Here is an 18518-nt window from a genome sequence, read left to right on the forward strand (position 1 = left end):
CCAGCTGTCTGAGCTTTTTTGTAATTTATTAATATCCTTTTGGATGAGAACTGTGCCATTTCCAAGCAAAAATATAATATTTAGTTGAATTTTTTATATCGATTTCACTAATCTATCAAACATTATTGCAATTATATTTTTATAAAAAACTCTTCTTTTATTTTGAAGTGGGAAAAATATGGGAAATACTTCAAAAAAAGTTTTTCTCATGTAGCTACTAAAAGAATAATATACATAGATGACTTTTTAACATAAAATTAGTATTCTACAGTATTAAATAAAGCACGACTTATATTTTATTCTAGTTAAATAAAGGTGCTATGGATTCAAATAATCTGTTGGCACTCTCAACTGCAGCGACTGCCATTGGTACAGTTTTTAATAAACTTTGTATTGTATTAATTGATGTTTTCAAAACTTCTTTTTTAGGTTTTATTTCCACTTTTTCGGATTCAATAAGTTTAACCTGATCCATTATAATATTTTGAAGTGCCACATTATCGGATAGTTCTTTTTCAAGATTAGCCTTTAATTCAGAAATTACATTGTCAATATTTGACTGGTTTACTTGAATATTTTGTGTTGCATTCAAAGTACTGTTATCATTAGAAATATTTACTTGAGCTTGACCGCCACTTACACTTATCATAAATCTACTCTCCTCATCATATCCCATATCTGTTGCAATATCAGCTAAATACGCATCAATTCCATTTACAAAAGGCATCACAACTCGATTTCCAAACTCTTTAACCATATCTTGATATTTCTTAGAAGATGTATACCCCCAACCAAGAGTATAAATTTGAACAGGGTAACCTTCACTAATTAGCTTCAAAATTTGGTAAATAGAACTAATTTCTTGTTCTGGTGTATCACCCGTACCCAAAACACGACGTCCATAGCTTTGAGACACCTCAGCAATTTCATTCTTTAAGTCAGGACATTCTACATAAATACTTTGAATATATTCTCTAATTATTGGTGTATTATCAATATATTCTACAAACATTTTGATTATAGAATTAACTTCATTGTAATGAGCATTAAGAACCCTTGAAGCCATTTGTCTAAATCTTCTGCTTGTTTTTTTTAATTCTTTTTTATTAATTTCCATTTTGTATTTCTCCACAAAAAGGGCAATATCCACCCTCCATTTTTAAACTCGGACTAATTTTTGCTTCTTGATGACAGCACTCATAGGTTTGAATTTCTAAAATATCTATTCTTGAAACAAGTGGATCTGTAGATGCCTTTTTTATTTTTTTACCAGTTTTATATTCTATACCTCCTTTCTTAAATGTTTTGCTCAATTCTGTATTAAAGTCATTAAGAAAGTCCGACATATAATTATTAGCTGTTTTTAACAAAAGGTCTCTTATTTCCTCAGTAATCATACTGTCAGGAATTAATCCACAGTTTGGACACCAAATTTGAATTTGCGATTCATCTTCAAAATCAGTATGCTTCACTTTAAATAGTTCACTACATAGTGAACATTGTATAGTAATATAACCTTCCAAGTCTGTTGGAATTGAAACACTCAGCGTCACTTCATCAGCCATACATAATAAGTCTCCCAGATTTATTTATAGTTAAAAACATTATACTTATTTTATCATAAACAATAGAAAAAATTTCTATTTAGAACAACTTTATATTGCATTAAAAAAAATAAAATGGTAGAATAAAAAAAGATAAAGAAGTTTATATTCTTTATAAATTTTAAAAAAATAGAGAGGTGAATTATGGCTCGTGGTAAACCTGTTCCAGCAGAAAGTATTTTTAAAGAACCTACTAAAATTTCAGCGGTAATTGATAAATCTACCAAACTAAACTTGGAGATTATCGCTGGTGAACTCGTTAGAGAACTCGGATTTGCTCCAACTCAAGGACAAGTTATTGATCATATTGCTAACTACTACTTGGTTAACAATGATAATAAAAAATAAGCGGTAGAATATTCTTCCGTTTTATTAAAACTAAATAAGCTGGTTTATAAATTTTATGCGGCTTATTTTCATCTAATAAATAAATTTTAGATATAAAAAAATCAAAGATAGAAAAATGAAAGAAAAAATTAACTTAGCTTTAGAACAAAGCCTATTACTAGAAAAAATTGGGAATATATTGAATGAAGGAATTGATCAAGCATATGAAGAGTTTGACATACCAAACCATGAAGGAACGAATTCCTTCTTCATTCTTGAAGAGTCTATTGCAGAATGCTTATCATTACTCGGATTGTTGGATGATGATAATTTATAAGTTTGAAGGGAACAAAAGATAATGAATAACGCTAAACAGGCAAGAGCACCAACAATTTTTTTATAGTAACTAGCAAAAAATAAAAATAGAAATATGGAGAAAAATTTAAAATGAAAACATTTAAAGAAATTTTTATCGACGAAAATATGGAAATGCCTAATAAATACGGTGTTATCCGAGTACAAAGAATTAACCTAGATAGCTCCGTAGAATTCGAATTTGATGATGAATCTAAAGAATTTTTACGGAATGAGTTAGCTAAGTTAACACAAAAAGCCGAAATTATATATGAACCTACCCTAAAAAAATTTGCTGAGAATATTATTCTCCTTAATAGACAAAAACATCGTAAAGACGATAAGTCTAGAATTTCTCTAATGAATGATGAAATTTACCACGGTTATAGAAATATATCATTTTATATAACTAAATAGAGCAATTAAATTGTTTAGGGGGACTTCCCCTAAACTTTTAAAAAGAACGGAGAATAAATATGAAAAAATTTAGTTCCTTTAGGGTTTACACCCTGTTTAGTTTTCTCGTTGTGACTTTTCTATCTGGAATTGTTGTAAATCCTTACTTTATCCTTACTGACAATCCTACCCAGCGTGTACGATATGTTTTAGGAGGGTTTAATTTTGAACATTCCTTAACGGCAATATTTATTTGCCTTATTGTATATCTGTTATTAGAATTTCTTGAAGGAGGATTTAAAAGATGAAAAATAATAATGGTTGGTTTATAACAACAATTTTCTTACTAGGCTGTATCGCTTTATTAGGGGGGGTCAGCGGTCATATACAGGTAATGTCATTTGACCCTCTTAGAGCCTGTATTATCTCATTAATCTTTGCTGTGATTGTTCTGCTGTTACAAGTCCCCGTACTGCTCAATAACTGGCTAGAAAAGAAAGAAGGTAAAACTAAATGATTAACCGTTTTAATTTTATGATTTTAATAGGATTAGATGCCTTTTTAGGCTATTTAGTAATGTATCTAAATAGCCAAGGGAACATTTTCTATTATCCAATTCTTGGATTATTAATTTTGAGCATATTAAGTACAATATTTGTTTATTTGGCTTTAAAGATAAGGACGTTCAGGGAGTCGATTAAATATTTCTGGTGGAAAGTACGAGGAAGAGATGAATAGAATTATCAATAAATTTTTATCAAAGATTATAACTCTATTCATACCGCTTCCTCCACAAGAAATATCTCTTTACAAAACCTATCCAGATTTTAAGAGGAAACTCAGCAGTCTAACTCTTGGGTATGTTTTCATTATCGTCCTACTCTTCTTCTTCAGTTTTGCAATTCACAATATTTTGATTTTACCCTCGTGGTTATTTCTCTTTTATTTGTCAGGAAAAATATTCCGAATTCGGAGAGAGTTCAAAAATAATATCTCTAGGTGGGATAATTTTTTGATGATCCAAGAGTTTATCATAAATAATGGGCTCTATAAAGAGAAAGAGACTTCTGATATTTTTCTTTCAGCAGTTTTCACAATCTCAGAGTCTGAGAAAGAAATCATTATTGTTGCTTGCAAAATGGGCAATTTCCTTGATTCTAAACTAGAGAATCTCGATATGGAGATATCAGCGCTCTTTAATTTACCGTTGGAAGAAAAGATAATCAGACCTGCGATTGTTGAATATAAATTTATTATTGAGCGCCCAGAACGCTTAGTTTTAAAATCTAGTTCAAAAGAAAGTCTAGATGATTTGGAAATTGATTTAGGCTATGGTGTAAAGTACAACCCAGTAACGTGCCCGCATATCCTTGTTGCGGGTGGTACAGGCTCAGGTAAGTCAGTATTTATTAGCTTTCTGATTTTAGAGTTATTGAAGCGAGATTCTACGATTTATATAGCTGACCCTAAAAATTCTGATTTGGGCTCTCTATCGTATTACTTAGGAGATGAGCGAGTGGCTACAAATCCTAATAATATTGCGAGAATTGTTCGATTAGCTGTCACAGAAATGCAGGAACGCTACGACATCATGAGAGAAAATTTCATATACGGCAGCAACTTTAGAGATCATAATTTTCGGCCAGTGTTTTTAATCTTTGATGAGATGGGCTCTTTTAAGGCAAGTGGAACGGATAAAAATTCTAAAGCAGTGGTCAACGAAGTTATGGATGGTATTAAACAAATCATTTTACTTGGTAGGGCTGCGGGAGTATTTGTGCTTGTTGCAGCACAGCAGGTCAGCTCTGACACGCTAAGTACTGATTTACGAGATAATCTTGGTTTAAGAATAGCGTTAGGTGCCAATTCTTCGGAAGGCTATCGCATGGTGTTCGGTTCTGCAACACCTGAGCCACAACCGATTGAAGTTAAAGGGGCAGGGTTTCTATATAAACAAGGAGCAGGGAAAGAAAAAGCCCAGTATTGGGAAAGTCCCTTTCTAGATACTCAACAATTTGACTTTATAAGTCAATTAAAATTGTATCTAAATAAGGAGTAAAAGTTATATGTATGAAATTTCGTTTAATGTTAAGCTCTCTGATGGTAGCTTTATGAGTGATATTGAGTATAATGATAATCCTTACAAATGTATCCTCGAAATATTAGAAGATGTGCAGTTATTTTTCTCAGGGTTTACTAATTATTTTTATCCTGATAAAGATAAAGAAATAGATTTTTCCACACATGCTGATATCAAGCTAGAAATCACTCTGCCAGATAAAAGAATTATCGCATTGATAGAAAAAAATACCGCTTATATTGCTTTATTACGCATTATAACTAGAGCTTATCAATGTTTGGTAGACAATGAATTAGAATAACCTTAGCCAGCTAACAATAAAAATTTATAACTAAAAGTAATTGTTCGTACAGTTGATTCAGTGATTTTTTGAATCAACTGTACGAACAATTCGCACGGGGCTGCCGAGTGTGGGCAGTCAGCTTGAAAAGCTGAAAAATTGAAATTTAATGTCCAAAAAGAACTGATTGACAGTAAAAGCTGAAAGAAAGGTTTTTTCAATATGAAAGAAATAATTGTAGTACTCGCCATTTCCACTAAAAAGGAAAAAGGCTGGCTCAAAGTTGCCACTTTACGCGATTCTTGGGGCGACCTTGGCATGCACTTTGACAAATTAAAATTTGGCAACATATTTGTTGCCCCTGGTCTTTATGATGTAGAGTTAGCTAATAATGCTGGGTTTGGACAAAATCCACAGTATGAGGTTTTACAAGCTCGTAAAATTGGTACTTTTGAAGAACTAATTGAGATAACAAAAAACAAATAGTATTATATCTCTTATCTTAGAACAAGAATGGGAACTGCCAGCAGAGCTGGCAAGCAGAGCGGGTTCAGCGGAGCGACATTGTTGGTCTAAGATTTAGAGATATGAAAGTGCTTTGTGCTTTCGAAAAATGAAAAATTATTGGAGGAATCTTGAAAGATGATTTTAAAAATCGGGCTCCCTCTAATAGCCCGATAACGATACATGAAATGTCAAAACCATCATATTCGCAGTTCCAAGATGAAGTTTCTTATAGATATGGCTTCGTAGGATTAAAACTTGATAAATTGAGTTTAACTGCCGATGTAACTGAAGACTTTTATAAAGATATTTTGAATGGTACTTTTTTACTTTATGATTATTTTGGGATTGTTGAACCAAATTTAACAAGGGATGGCGAATTATCCAGTTATAAAGGGCAATTCTTTGATAACAATAAAGAAAACTGGTATATAGAATATACTCCCATTGCTTCAATTAAGATGAATAAGCGCCCTTTGAAGATTGAGTTCACACCTTCAAAGGTCTCAAAAAAACATTTTCTTTCAGTATTCCACATATTATTTCCATATATGAGGAATATAGCTATATCTACTTTCCATTTAGCATATGATTTTGAGAGAGATTTATCTTCCCTACGTGTCAATTGGCCTAAGGTTATGTATAGACCTATCTATAAAGGTATGAAATTAGAAACAATGGATTTTGGAGCCCCTAAGGGAAACTATCATTTAACTGCATACAATAAACTAAAAGAGCGTTTTGATAGTGGAGATATGGCGGAGATAGAAATTTATATGCAATATGAAAATCTATGGCGAATAGAATATAAGTTTTATAATGAAGGTAATATCAAAAAAGAATTAAAAAATGGGCTTCCCTTTTTGGCAAAGGTTCCTGTCTTTATTGAGAATTTTAAGGGATTAGAGTTTAACAATTTGGGCGTTAACGAAAAAATTTATCTTTTTGCATTACGTAATAAACCCGAATTATTTGCTGATTCAGATAAAAGAACTGTTGCAAAATACAAAAAATTAGCTGAGAGTATTTCTGAAGTAAATCTCAATGTATTCTTTCAAAATGCTTTAGATTATACAGAGATATTCAATCAAGAGCCTTGTATGGTTAGTTTTTTTGATTTTATGACTTCAATGCTTTCGGGAAATATTCCAAAGTTATAAGCAAATATAAATTATTAGCCAGTTATTTTATTGATACATCAAGAAAACTAGAAAAGTCGCCACGGCAATGACGATTTAGAAAATACTTATAAAAAATTATACCATAGAAAGAGGATAAAAATTATGTCAAATAAAAAGCAAGGAATAACTGCTGATGAATTAGTTACCGAACTACATTTGCAGCCTGCTACAGCAAAAAAGGCAGTAAGATTGGCAAAAGAGCAGTTAGTTACTCAAGGATATGAATGGTACGCAAATAAACGTCTTGGAGTTGTGCCAAGGGATATAGTTGCTCAAATTTTAAGAATGGAGCTTTAATCATGGCTTCTATTAGGTACAGACAGAGAAAAGGAAAAAGTGGTGTTTCATGGTCTTATGAAATTAGACAAGGTGATAAAACGTTGAAATCTAAGTCAGGTTTCAAGACAAAAAAGGAAGCTTCAATAGATGGTCTTTCTATATTGAGAGAGTTTAAAACAGGGCTTACTATTGACAAGAATACCGATTTACCTACACTTTATCAAGAATGGTATAACCTAAAGGTTCTTCATAGTGGGCGTTCTGAACAAACACTCTACAAATATCGTTATTTTGGAAAAATCATCAAAAATAATTTTGACGGTATTCCTATAACAAGTATTAAATCCTCCCAGTACCAGAGAATAATGAATAAGCTAGGTACTGATGACAAAATTAGCTATAATACTCTTATTCGTGTTAATTCTGTAATTAGGCAGACAATTGAAATGTTAGTAGCTGATAATGTTCTGATTAAAGATTTCACTACAAGTGTTGTGATTCAGAGTAAATTTAAACCGCAAACAGCAGATGAAAAGTATATACATTCATTAGAAGACTACAATAAAATTATTGAGTATTTAAAAGATAATTTAGATTATAAAAAATCAATTAATAATTATATTGTCTACTTCTTGTTTCATACAGGACTACGCTATGGAGAACTTGTAGCCTTAACTTGGTCTGATATTGACTTTGAAAATGGCTATTTAAAGACGTATAGACGTTACAATACAAATATTAATAAGTTTGTACCTTCCAAGACTGAAACATCTATAAGACGTGTTCCTTTGAGCTTTACGGATATATCAATATTGAATGACTTGAAGAAAACACAAGAATTTATAGTCGAAAGTCTTGGATTTGAAAATGAATATAATCTAATATTCTATCACCCATTTTTATTGCACGGTATTCCTCATAGTACAACAATCAATAATCATTTAGCCTTATTATTAAAACAACTTAATATAGAGCCAGTAATTACATCAAAAGGCGCTCGGCATACTTATGGTTCCGTACTTCTTGCTAATGGTTATAGCATGGATATAGTGGCAAAGATACTCGGCCACAAAGACATTATGATGTTGGTGCGGGTGTACGGGCATGCACTGTCTGAAAATATTGCTAAGCAAATTGAAAGCATAAAAAGACTACTGGATTGATATTAAAATTAAAGTTACTTAGGTTTACCTTTGTCTAATTAGGAGACCATTATATGAATAAGGAAAATTTTATCCCATTATATATAAATTAATAGTTTTATAGATAAAAAAATGGGAAAATAAACGGGAAAATAAAAAAAGGGATAAAACAAAAAAGCTCAATATCGCTATGATAATGGGCTTTCTTAATACTATTTTTTATATCCATCTGGATGACTTTGATGCCATTTCCAAGCGTTTGTAATAATATGTTCTAAGTCATTTTTCGCTTTCCAACCCAAAATTTCACCAGCTTTTGTTGAATCAGCAACTAGTTCATCTGGATCCCCCGCACGGCGTTCGCCCATTTGACTTGGAATTTCTTTACCTGTTACTTTTCGTGCAGTTTCAAGCACTTGAAGATTTGAATAACCTTTACTTGAACCGAGATTAAATTGATCAGACTGACCGCCCGCTTTAAGATATTCTAATGCTTTGATATGTGCTTCGATCAAATCTTCCATATCAATATAATCACGAATACAAGTTCCGTCAGGCGTGTGATAGTCATCACCATAAATAGTAATGAATTCCCTTTGACCAAGTGCCGTTTGTAAAATAATTGGAATCAAATGTGTTTCATTTTTATGAGCTTCACCAATTGAACCATCATCTTTAGCACCGGCAACATTGAAATAACGTAGGGCAACATAAGTCATATCTGTCGCTTGCGATTGCCATTTCATCATTTTTTCCATGATTAATTTGCTTTCGCCGTAAGGGTTAATTGGTTTTTGAGGTGTTTTTTCTGAAATTGGACTTTTTTCTGGAATTCCAAAAGTAGCTGCTGTACTTGAGAAAACAATATGTTTTACTCCAAATTCTTCCATTGTTTCTAGAATTACTTGAGCACCACCAACATTATTATTAAAATACATTAAGGGTTTTTGCATCGACTCACCCACTAATGAATAAGCACAAAAATGCATGATTCCTTCAATATTTTCTTTTTCAAAAACTCCTGCTAAGAAAGCATGATCACGTACATCTCCTTCATAAAAGCGTACATTTGCTGCAACAGATTCACGGTGGCCTGTCACTAAATTATCCACCACTGCCACATCATAACCACGCTTAAGAAGCATATCTACCGCGTGACTTCCCACGTATCCTGCTCCACCAAGAACTAAAACTGTCATAAGAACCTCCATTTTCTATACATTATATCAAATTCTTGAAAATTTGTATCATCACGTTAATTTAAAACTAACTTCATAATGGTAATTTCCCTTTGTCAACAAATATTCCTGAGCGACACTTGGACTCCATGAATCATCTCCACCTATCCCCATATGGTATCCGTCAATATTTAACCATGTTCCCGCTTCTTCTTCAAGTAGATGCCAATGATCCTTTTTAGCAAGCTGTTTTTGACTATATGGACTTAGATTAAAAGCAAAAGATTGACCTGTTGCACGAACTTTTAAACTACCATAATTTAACTCCCTAGTTTCCATCCTCAACCCATTTTCACTAGGAAAAATATAAGGAGTTGCCATATCAGTAATCCTTAAATTCCATTGACCAAAGAAACTTGCCCCTCTTCGGTCAGGATAATTTTCATCTGGGCCAAGTCCAAAATATGTAACATTTTCTGATTTTTCAGCTAATTGAAGGCTCAAGCCAATTCGAGCAGGTTCTGGAAATTCTATATTTCTTTTAAAATCAACTTTTAAAAGAAGTTCACCATTTTTAAAAATATGATATTCTCGAATGGTTGAAAATGCAATTTTTCCTTTTGCTTCATAGTCTGTTTGGACAGAAATAATCACTTCATTCTCTGTTGCTTGTATTATCATATTTTTCAAAAGCGTTTTCAATTCATAAAAGCCAACAGCTTTCCAACGTTCTAACCAAGCATTGGGATCAATATGTTCAACTTCACTAACACCAATATCATTATCTAGCGGAGCCCTTGTAAATTGTTCTGACAGCTCATTCAGTAACTTTTCATTGCCTTTCTCATCAACCCATTGTGAAAGATTGCCATTACTTTTATTAAAAATAAATTTCTGTTTTGCTGATAGTACAGTCAGTAGCTCTTCATCCTCAAAAAGTGTAATTTCTTCACTACTACCTATTCTGTCAGTGAAATTAATTTTTTCTTGTAGAACAAATTGTTGATGAGCAACTTCAAAATCAGACTCAAGAAGATTACATTTCTCAATTGTTTTAACTTGAATGTTCAAAAACAAATTGTCTGTTCCATCAATAGGCAACTCAGACAGGTCTATTCTCATAGACCCTCCAGCAGGCATATTCAATATAAGCTCATTTTCCCATAATACTTCTAAACCATTGGTTAATTGATAACATATTTTTTCGTTGTCAGTACTTCGAAACAAATACTCATTTGTAACCGTAAAAGCTAGAACTTGACCTAGTGAATCTTTCTCCAGTTCAAACTGATAATATTGTTGCCAATACTTTGCTTCACGAAGAGCTGGTTTTGCTTGACGATTTGGAAAAACAAGTCCATTAAGGCTAAACTGACGATCATTTGGCTTATCCCCAAAGTCACCGCCATAAGCATAATTTCCATCTTTGAATAAACCTTGATCCACCCAGTCCCAGATGAATCCACCTTGCAATCGGTCAATTTCTCGAAAAGCTTGCCAGTACTTTCCGAATCCTCCTAATGAATTCCCCATATCATGAGCATATTCACAAAGAATTAGTGGTCTATTCTCTCCAGCTACCCCCATCCAGGTTTTTAATGAATAAGGCGCATTAATACTTGGACTATCTACTCTAGCATACATTGGACAAATGATATCAGTGGCAGCCGTTGCTCCTCTACTTGCATCGTCTCCTCCCTCATAATGAACAGGACGGCTAGAATCAAATGATTTACACCAATCGTATAAAGCTTGATGGTTACTTCCATAGCCTGACTCATTGCCAAGAGACCAAATAATAATTGATGGATGATTACGGTCACGCATAACCATTCGTGTGACACGTTCACTCATTAATGGTAAATAAGTCGGATCATTTGTCAAACGATTCATCGGAGTCATTCCATGCGTTTCGATATTTGCTTCATCCATAACATACAATCCATATTCATCACACAATTCATACCAGCGTGAATCATTAGGATAATGAGAGCAACGAACCGCATTAAAATTGTGCTCTTTCATCAATTTGATATCTTTAATCATCACTTCTTCAGAAACGACATAACCATGCTCAGGGGTAAATTCGTGCTTATTCACTCCACGAACAAGGAGTGCTTTTCCGTTTATTTTTAGCTGTCCTTTTTCAATAGCAATTTTTCGAATACCAATTTTCTTTGTTTCTTTGTGAAATACAGCTCCATTACGGTCCATTAAAGTTAATTCTAAACGATAAAGATAGGGAATTTCATCTGACCATAATTTTGGATTAACTACACCGATTTCAGCATCAAAACCACAACTTTCTCCAATTAATTGTTCGTCATCATAAAGCTTAAATTCTAAACAAGCATCATCCATTTTGTTAGCGTATGCTTGAAGTTTTATATTTGCAAAATCTAAGTCTTCATCTAAATCTGTTTTTATAGAAAAGTCTAACAAATAATTTTCGGGAAGCCACTGTAAGTTCACCGAACGAAAAATCCCTGACATTCGCCACATATCCTGATCTTCAAAATAGGTGCCTTTTGACCAACGAAAAACAAGGACTTTTAAACAATTTTCACCTTCTTTGGCAAGCTTAGTGATATCGAATTCAGCAGGCAAACGGCTATCTTCTGAATAACCTCCGTATTCCCCATTTAACCAAAAATGAAAAGCTGATCCAACCCCTTCAAACGTAAGGTGAACATGACCACTTTCAAGCCATTCTTTTGTGACATCAAAATAGCGACTATAAGCTCCAACTGGGTTAGCCTCTGGCACATAAGGAGGCTGAATTGGAATAGGATAAGTCACATTTGTATAAATTGGAACATCGTTTTTATCCTTAAATTCTATTTGCCAATTACTTGGAACGATAATTTCCGTTTGGCTCTCCGTCAGTTCTAACCAGTTTTCAGGTAGGTCAGAAATTCTAGAAAAATGATCAAAATTCCAAAGACCATTCAGTGATTGCTTTTCTAAAAAATCAATAGGTGTATGCATTGGCAACCTATTCCAATTTGAAACCACTGGATTTTCCCAATCTTTACGCTCTAACACATCAATCATTGTCATCATAACCATTCCTTTCAGCTGAAATCATCTAAATCAATTTTTTTCCCATTATCATAAGTTTTAAAATCAGAGTCATTGATCTTTCTTTTAACCACGCAAGGAGTCCCAAAAGCAACCACATTGTCTGGAATGTCTTTAGTTACAATACTTCCTGCGCCAATCACGCTATTTTTTCCAATTCTAACACCAGGTAAAACAATTACACCAGCACCTAGCCAGACATTTTCTTCAATATAAATTTTTTTATTATATTGGGTTCCTCGTTTTCGTAAGTCAGGCGACACAGGGTGTGTCGCCGTGTCAATCGTAACATTTGGTCCAAACATGACATGATTTCCTACAAAAATATCTGTATCGTCAACCAATGTTAGATTAAAATTCGCGTAAATACCTGTCCCAAAATGGACATTTTTCCCACCAAAATTAGCATAAAAAGGAGGTTGAATAAAACAATCTTCCCCAATTTCAGAAAACATTTCTTTTAGAAGTTTCGTTTGTTGCTCTGGCTGAGTCACTGAGGTTTGATTGTACTTTTCCAGTATAGCTAAAGCTTCTTGTTGCTCTTCCCATAATTTTTGATCATCAGGAAAGTAAAGTTCTCCCGTGTGAACTCGTTTGTAACTTTCTAATTTAGACATTCTATTAACTCCTTTTAAAGCTATCTTGATTTATGGAAATTAATTGTTAACGAAATTTATAAATTCACAGAAACCTTTTTGTCCTACTTCGTTATCTTTGAATACTCCTGCATCTTTTAAAACTTGTTCAAATACTTCTCCAACCGCTCCCTGAACTGTTTCATGAACTGTTTCTTTTGAAAAATATTCTGTTTCTTTCAATTCTTCAGCCCATGGTCTGTGAATTTCTAACATCTTATTTTCTTGATTCAAGAGATATTTTTCAACTTCCAGAAGTTCTGTCTTTAACCTGGCTGGTAAGATTGCAAGTCCCATTACTTCAATCAAGCCAATATTTTCTTTTTTAATATGATGTAGGGCTGGATGTGGATGGAAAATTCCATCTGGATAAATTTCACTTGTATTATTGTCTCGTAAAACTAAATCTAATTCATATTTTCCATCACGAATTCGAGCAATCGGGGTAATTGTATGATGAAGCCTTCCATCAGCACTTTTAGCTTTGATTTGAAGACTTTCATCGCTATAAACTTGCCATTTTTTTAAAAGTTTATCTGCAGCTTTTGAAAGTTCTACTTGGTTTTCACTTGATAATCTTAGAACAGACATTGGCCAATTGACAATTCCACAAGAAACCTCTGGAAAATGTTGAAGTTTAATTTCTTCTCGAAGTTCAGCTTTTGCCATCGGAAATTCATAACGTCCAGCTTGATAATGGTCATGAGTCAAAATTGACCCTCCAACAATCGGTAAATCCGCATTAGAACCAATCATATAATTAGGAAATTGATCTAAAAATCCTAATAAATTATCAAAAGCTCGTTTGTTAATTTCCATTGGTTGATGTTTAGCATTTAACAAAATAGAGTGTTCATTAAAATAGGCATATGGAGAATATTGGAAACCCCAGTCTTCGTCGTTAATTGAAACTTGAATGATTCGATGATTAGAACGAGCAGGTTTATTTCCTATGCCATAAAATCCTTCATTTTCCAAACAAAGTTGACAAGCTGGATAAGAGGAAGTCTTTACTAATTTGGCTGCGGCAATGGCTTTGGGGTCTTTTTCTGGTTTTGAGAGATTAATCGTTATTTCAAGTTTTCCATATTTTGTCAAATGACTAAAGGCAATATTACGTGCAATATCACGGGTTTTTACTTGGTTCACTTGCTGTGCCAGTCCATAAAAATATTGAGTTGCTGCATCTGGAGAAGTCTTATATTTTTCCCAGAAATCATGATTGATTTTACTTGGGCGTGGTGTAATAAAATTCATCAGAGCAGCTTCATAAAATTCATCTTGTCCTTTCGCAATCACATTATTTTCATTTGCAATCGCTAAAAGTTGGTCCATTAAAATCAAGGAATCTTTATCGTGAGCTTCTTTATCGACTTCTGCCCAATCATTTAGGCCAAGAAAATGAAGAAGCTGATTTCTATGATAGAGCTCATCAAGTGGCTCAATCGTTCCATTTTGTAAAGCAAGACTAATAAAATCTTGAATTGATTGATAAATTGACATAAAATACTTTCTAATTTACTTCTGTAAGTAAAGTTCTTGCTTTGTCTTTATTAATGAGTTTTTTGACATGAATACAAAATTCAAGCACTTAATTTTGAGTGCTTGAATTGCTATCACTAATTTAATGTTAACTCATTTAAATCACTCATAAAAGTTTTTAAATATTATTTGGTTTATTCAACATCCAACTTTGTTGAGCCAGAACCAATTTGAGCGACGTAAAAGCTTGCTGGATAACCGACAACTTCTTCATAAACTTGGCCGACAGCTTTTTCAAAGGCAGAAACGTTATCATGAGCAACAAGTGCGATTGCACAACCGCCAAATCCTGCTCCAGTCATTCTGGCCCCCAAGACACCGGCTTGTTTTTGAGCAGTCTCTGCTAAGGTATCAAGTTCAAGTCCTGTAACTTCATAATCATCTTTCAAAGAAGCGTGTGAAGCATTAAGAAGTTCTCCAAATTTTGTCAAATTACCTGCAACAAATGCTTTTTGAGCAATTTTAGTCCGATTATTTTCATAAACGGCATGACGTGCACGTTTAATCAATGTTTCATCCACAATCAAATCGGTATTGGCATCAAATTCTTCATTTGATAGTTCTCCAAGTGATTGAATGTCCAATCTTGTTTGCATTCTTTTGAGTGCTTCACGTGTTTCAGCAAAACGTTCGTTGTATTTTGATTCTGTCAATGCCCGCGGTTTGTTAGTGTTCATAATAACAATGTCATAATCACGAAGTTCAACAGGAACCATCTCATATTTTAAAGTGTTACAGTCTAAGAGGATTGCTTTTTTGACTTCACCAAAACCAATAGCAAATTGGTCTAAAATTCCAGAATTAACACCAATATAATCATTTTCTGTTTTTTGTCCTAATTGAACCAATTCAAGACGCGGAACATTTAAGTTAAATAAATCATCCAAAACAACACCGACTAAAAGCTCAAGTGATGCTGATGATGAAAGGCCAGATGCTGTCGGAATTTCTCCTTTTATCAACAATTCAAAACCTTTGTCAATTTCATATCCTGCTCCTTTAAGCATGACAATCATCCCTTTGACATAATTAGACCAAAGCTCACCATCTTTCTTTTCAACTTCATCTAAATCAAATTCAATGACGCCTAATTTAGGAAAATTTTCTGAGTAAAGTTTGACTTTTTTATCTTCTCTCAGACGAGCTAGTCCTGTTGTTCCAATTGTGATTGATGCTGGAAAAACATATCCACCATTGTAATCGGTATGTTCACCAATCAAATTAATTCGGCCTGGGCTAAAAAAGTATTCAACTTCTTTTGTATCTCCAAAAACTTCTGCAAATTTTTCTGTTAATGCTGATAATACAGTACTATTTTCTACAACTATAGACATTTCTTCTCTCCTCTAAATTTATTTCTTTATTTTGAATGCAAGCTATAAATTGTCGTTGCCTGATATTTTTCTCCCGCTTTTAGGCTAATATCTCCAAGCTCTGGAATTTGCTCAGACCCAGGTGAGACTTGGCATTCAAAAGTAATTCCACCATGATGCACTTGATTTTTCCCGTGATAAAGAGTTCCTAGATCACCAAAATTTGCTGTAAATATTACAATACTTGGCTGGTCAGTAAAGACTGAAATTGAAGTATCATCAAGAGTTAGGCGAGCTTGTTCTTTATCAAGTCCTAACTGGTCCAACAAGAAAGGATGGTCAATTCCTTTAACTAATTGAACTTGTTCCATATTAGAATTTAGGGCATTTGATAATAGTTTTTCATGACGGAAATCCAAGTCAGTATTTTTTATATCAACGATATCACCACGAACAATTTCTGTTTGATCTTTTAAAGGGACAAATCTTGAAGCTGCCAGTTGAAGTTCATGATTTTCAACAGATTTACTAGCATCACCATTCAAGTTGAAATAGACATGTCCAGTTGGATTAAAAACAGTATCTTTATCAGAAACAGCCTCATAATTAATTTTCCAATTATTGTCATCATCAAAAGAATGAGTCACTGACATTTCTATTTTACCAGGATAACCATTTGTTCCGTCATTAGAAACTAAGGAAAATTTGATTTGAACTTCAGCTCCTAAATCAGTAACTTCATATGTCCAAAGCTTAGTATGAATGCTTTCTTCCCCACCATGTAAAGTTTGCGGGCCTTCATTTTGATTTAAGATATAATCTTTCCCAGAAATTTTGACCAAACCATCCTTAATTCTTCCTGCTGTAGGCCCAACTGTTGCACCAGGATAGGCATCTTTTTCTAAATATTCTTTAGCTGAATCAAAGCCTAGAATAAGATGCTTCCCATCTTTTTGCCAGTCAACAATCCGAGCGCCCAGATTTGTAAAAGAAATTGTGACGCCTGCTTTATTGGTTAGACTAATTATGTCACTTCCTAAGCCAAAATCTCTTATTTTAATTTCCATGATATTTCCTAACTATAATGACTTTTAATCAAATTTTAAAAATTCTACTGACAGATTTGCTGATGACAGTTTAAGTGAATTTCATCTTCTAATTCCCTATCTTACAAAGTTGTCAGTAAATTATTTACCTATTTTAAACGCTCTTCAAGTTCTGCAACAATTTCTTCGTGACGTTGTTCAGTCAATTTAACTTTGAATAAATAAATTGCTAAAGCGATAATCATCAAAATGGCTGGAACGACAAATGAGTAGAGTTTAAATGTTGCTACACCGTAAGTGTGACCAGCGATATATTTTGAACCTGTCATTCCTGCTGAAATTGCAACAAATCCATAGATACCATTTGAGAAAGCACCGGCAATTTTATCAAGCAATGGACGCATGGCAAGCGTTACGGCTTCATTACGTACTCCATTTTTCCATTGACCATATTCTACCGAGTCAGTAATTGTCATTAATACTGACAAGAAAACAAGTTGATAGGGCGCAGTTAAGAAGATTAATCCAGCAACAGTCATTGCTACTGAACTTCCTAAAACAAACAAGAGATAACCAAGAAGCATTGAAATGATTGCTCCAGTCAAAACTTTACGTCGTCCAAACTTTTTAGCTAAAATCGGAAACATTGGAACGAGAATGATTGAACCAATGAATCCGACAATTCCTGTAATTGAATAAAGGCTAGCATTTCCAATAACAAAAGTAAAGTTCAAAATCAAAGTTGCTGTTGTTGCCACATAAGCAATGGCAAATAAAATATATGAAAGTGACAACCACATTAACTGGTCATTTTTTAGGAGCGCTTTAAATACATCCAATGTATTTGTTTTAGTTCCTTCTTGACGAATGACTGATTTTTGTTCTTTGGTTCCCCAAGCGGTTACCAAAGCCGAAATTCCTTGGACCAAAGCTGCGATAACACCAAAAGCAAAGAATCCTCTTGCTCCTTGAGCATGTCCACCTTTAGTAAAGAAAATTGTAATTGGAATCGCTAAAATAGTTGCCCCTTGCGCACCAATTGCTGAGCCAAAACGGGCGAAGGTTCCAAGTGTTTCACGTTCAGAATTTTTTTCTGATAGCGCTGGAATCATTGACCAGAAGGCAATGTCTTTAAACGAATAAAAGGCATCAAGAATAATAAAGGCAATGATGAAGACAATGGCAAATAATGTACGATTATCACTTTTTGCTAGTCCGAAGAAGTCTGAAAACATGAGCATAATCATCAAAGATGACATAATCCCACCAACAACCAACCAAGGTTTAAATTTCCCCCATCTTGTGTGGGTATTATCAATAATTGAACCAATAATTGGGTCAAAAATAATTTCGATTAAACGAATAATAACGACTAAACTAGTGACTAAAGCAATCATCGCATCCTCATGTGGTGTTCCGGCAAACATTTGTGCCGTTACAAAGGCGATGAAGAATGTACTAATTGAATAATAGTAAACATCATGTCCTAATGCACCAAAAGCGTACGATAAACGTTGTTTCATTTTTCCCTCTTTCATGGGAATTCCTCCTTTATACTGACTCTACTTAATTCATA

At 33.6% G+C, this 18518-nt stretch carries 19 protein-coding genes; 10 read left to right on the plus strand and 9 right to left on the minus strand.

The genetic code is table 11. The annotated features are described in order from the left end of the window. Positions 1-301: 301 nt before the first annotated feature. Together QJV49_RS05565 and QJV49_RS05570 are read right to left on the minus strand one after the other, a co-directional pair. Positions 302-1117 carry a hypothetical protein gene (locus QJV49_RS05565; RefSeq protein WP_104143315.1) on the minus strand — a complete coding sequence of 272 codons (816 nt, stop codon included), beginning with the start codon at positions 1115-1117 and terminating at the stop codon, positions 302-304. Further along, entirely contained in the window at positions 1107-1565 is a 459-nt protein-coding gene (locus QJV49_RS05570) for a hypothetical protein (RefSeq protein ID WP_104143312.1), read from the minus strand. The genes QJV49_RS05565 and QJV49_RS05570 overlap by 11 nt, the downstream gene beginning before the upstream one ends. Before the next feature lie 183 nt (positions 1566-1748). Here QJV49_RS05570 and QJV49_RS05575 point away from each other — a divergent pair, with 183 nt between their 5' ends. The 10 genes from QJV49_RS05575 to QJV49_RS05620 all read left to right on the plus strand — a co-directional run bounded on the left by QJV49_RS05575 (position 1749) and on the right by QJV49_RS05620 (position 8168). Beyond that, positions 1749-1952 (plus strand): hypothetical protein, encoded by a 204-nt coding sequence (locus QJV49_RS05575; protein ID WP_104143309.1) that lies wholly within the window; start codon positions 1749-1751, stop codon positions 1950-1952. Positions 1953-2067: 115 nt separating this feature from the next. After that, on the plus strand, positions 2068-2268 hold the full coding sequence (locus QJV49_RS05580; protein ID WP_104143306.1) for a hypothetical protein: 201 nt from the start codon (positions 2068-2070) through the stop codon (positions 2266-2268). Between the two features lie 110 nt (positions 2269-2378). After that, complete coding sequence (locus tag QJV49_RS05585) at positions 2379-2702, plus strand: hypothetical protein (protein ID WP_104143304.1); 324 nt, start codon at positions 2379-2381, stop codon at positions 2700-2702. 283 nt (positions 2703-2985) lie between these two features. Then, entirely contained in the window at positions 2986-3198 is a 213-nt protein-coding gene (locus tag QJV49_RS05590; RefSeq protein ID WP_225512801.1) for a hypothetical protein, read from the plus strand. 213 nt (positions 3199-3411) lie between these two features. Beyond that, complete coding sequence (locus tag QJV49_RS05595; protein WP_225512800.1) at positions 3412-4740, plus strand: FtsK/SpoIIIE domain-containing protein; 1329 nt, start codon at positions 3412-3414, stop codon at positions 4738-4740. A gap of 7 nt (positions 4741-4747) precedes the next feature. After that, positions 4748-5062 (plus strand): hypothetical protein, encoded by a 315-nt coding sequence (locus QJV49_RS05600; protein WP_225512799.1) that lies wholly within the window; start codon positions 4748-4750, stop codon positions 5060-5062. 201 nt (positions 5063-5263) lie between these two features. Beyond that, a complete protein-coding gene (locus QJV49_RS05605) occupies positions 5264-5527 on the plus strand; it encodes a hypothetical protein (RefSeq protein ID WP_086582992.1) in 264 nt (87 codons plus the stop codon). Positions 5528-5676: 149 nt separating this feature from the next. Then, the gene (locus QJV49_RS05610) at positions 5677-6705 is read left to right on the plus strand and encodes a replication initiation protein (protein WP_225512798.1); all 1029 of its coding nucleotides are present in this window, start codon (positions 5677-5679) and stop codon (positions 6703-6705) included. A 123-nt stretch (positions 6706-6828) separates the two neighbouring features. After that, on the plus strand, positions 6829-7023 hold the full coding sequence (locus QJV49_RS05615; RefSeq protein WP_225512797.1) for a DUF3173 family protein: 195 nt from the start codon (positions 6829-6831) through the stop codon (positions 7021-7023). Between the two features lie 2 nt (positions 7024-7025). Further along, a complete protein-coding gene (locus tag QJV49_RS05620; RefSeq protein ID WP_104143289.1) occupies positions 7026-8168 on the plus strand; it encodes a site-specific integrase in 1143 nt (380 codons plus the stop codon). Between the two features lie 191 nt (positions 8169-8359). On the opposite strand, the gene galE is transcribed toward QJV49_RS05620, so the two are convergent. The 7 genes from galE to QJV49_RS05655 all read right to left on the minus strand — a co-directional run bounded on the left by galE (position 8360) and on the right by QJV49_RS05655 (position 18480). Continuing rightward, positions 8360-9346 (minus strand): UDP-glucose 4-epimerase GalE, encoded by a 987-nt coding sequence (gene galE / locus QJV49_RS05625; RefSeq protein ID WP_225512796.1) that lies wholly within the window; start codon positions 9344-9346, stop codon positions 8360-8362. 51 nt (positions 9347-9397) lie between these two features. Next, complete coding sequence (locus QJV49_RS05630; RefSeq protein ID WP_281449169.1) at positions 9398-12394, minus strand: beta-galactosidase; 2997 nt, start codon at positions 12392-12394, stop codon at positions 9398-9400. 5 nt (positions 12395-12399) lie between these two features. Beyond that, positions 12400-13023, minus strand: a complete 624-nt coding sequence (locus tag QJV49_RS05635) for a sugar O-acetyltransferase (protein WP_225512795.1) — start codon at positions 13021-13023, stop codon at positions 12400-12402. A 39-nt stretch (positions 13024-13062) separates the two neighbouring features. Continuing rightward, positions 13063-14544 (minus strand): UDP-glucose--hexose-1-phosphate uridylyltransferase, encoded by a 1482-nt coding sequence (locus tag QJV49_RS05640; protein WP_225512794.1) that lies wholly within the window; start codon positions 14542-14544, stop codon positions 13063-13065. 173 nt (positions 14545-14717) lie between these two features. Continuing rightward, positions 14718-15917 carry a galactokinase gene (locus QJV49_RS05645; RefSeq protein WP_225512793.1) on the minus strand — a complete coding sequence of 400 codons (1200 nt, stop codon included), beginning with the start codon at positions 15915-15917 and terminating at the stop codon, positions 14718-14720. A gap of 26 nt (positions 15918-15943) precedes the next feature. Beyond that, positions 15944-16963 carry a galactose-1-epimerase gene (gene galM / locus QJV49_RS05650; protein ID WP_225512792.1) on the minus strand — a complete coding sequence of 340 codons (1020 nt, stop codon included), beginning with the start codon at positions 16961-16963 and terminating at the stop codon, positions 15944-15946. Positions 16964-17091: 128 nt separating this feature from the next. Beyond that, the gene (locus QJV49_RS05655; protein ID WP_225512791.1) at positions 17092-18480 is read right to left on the minus strand and encodes a glycoside-pentoside-hexuronide (GPH):cation symporter; all 1389 of its coding nucleotides are present in this window, start codon (positions 18478-18480) and stop codon (positions 17092-17094) included. Between the last annotated feature and the right edge of the window lie 38 nt (positions 18481-18518).

The organism is Lactococcus sp. NH2-7C (assembly GCF_029953655.1).
GTDB classification, from domain to species: Bacteria; Bacillota; Bacilli; order Lactobacillales; family Streptococcaceae; genus Lactococcus; species Lactococcus lactis.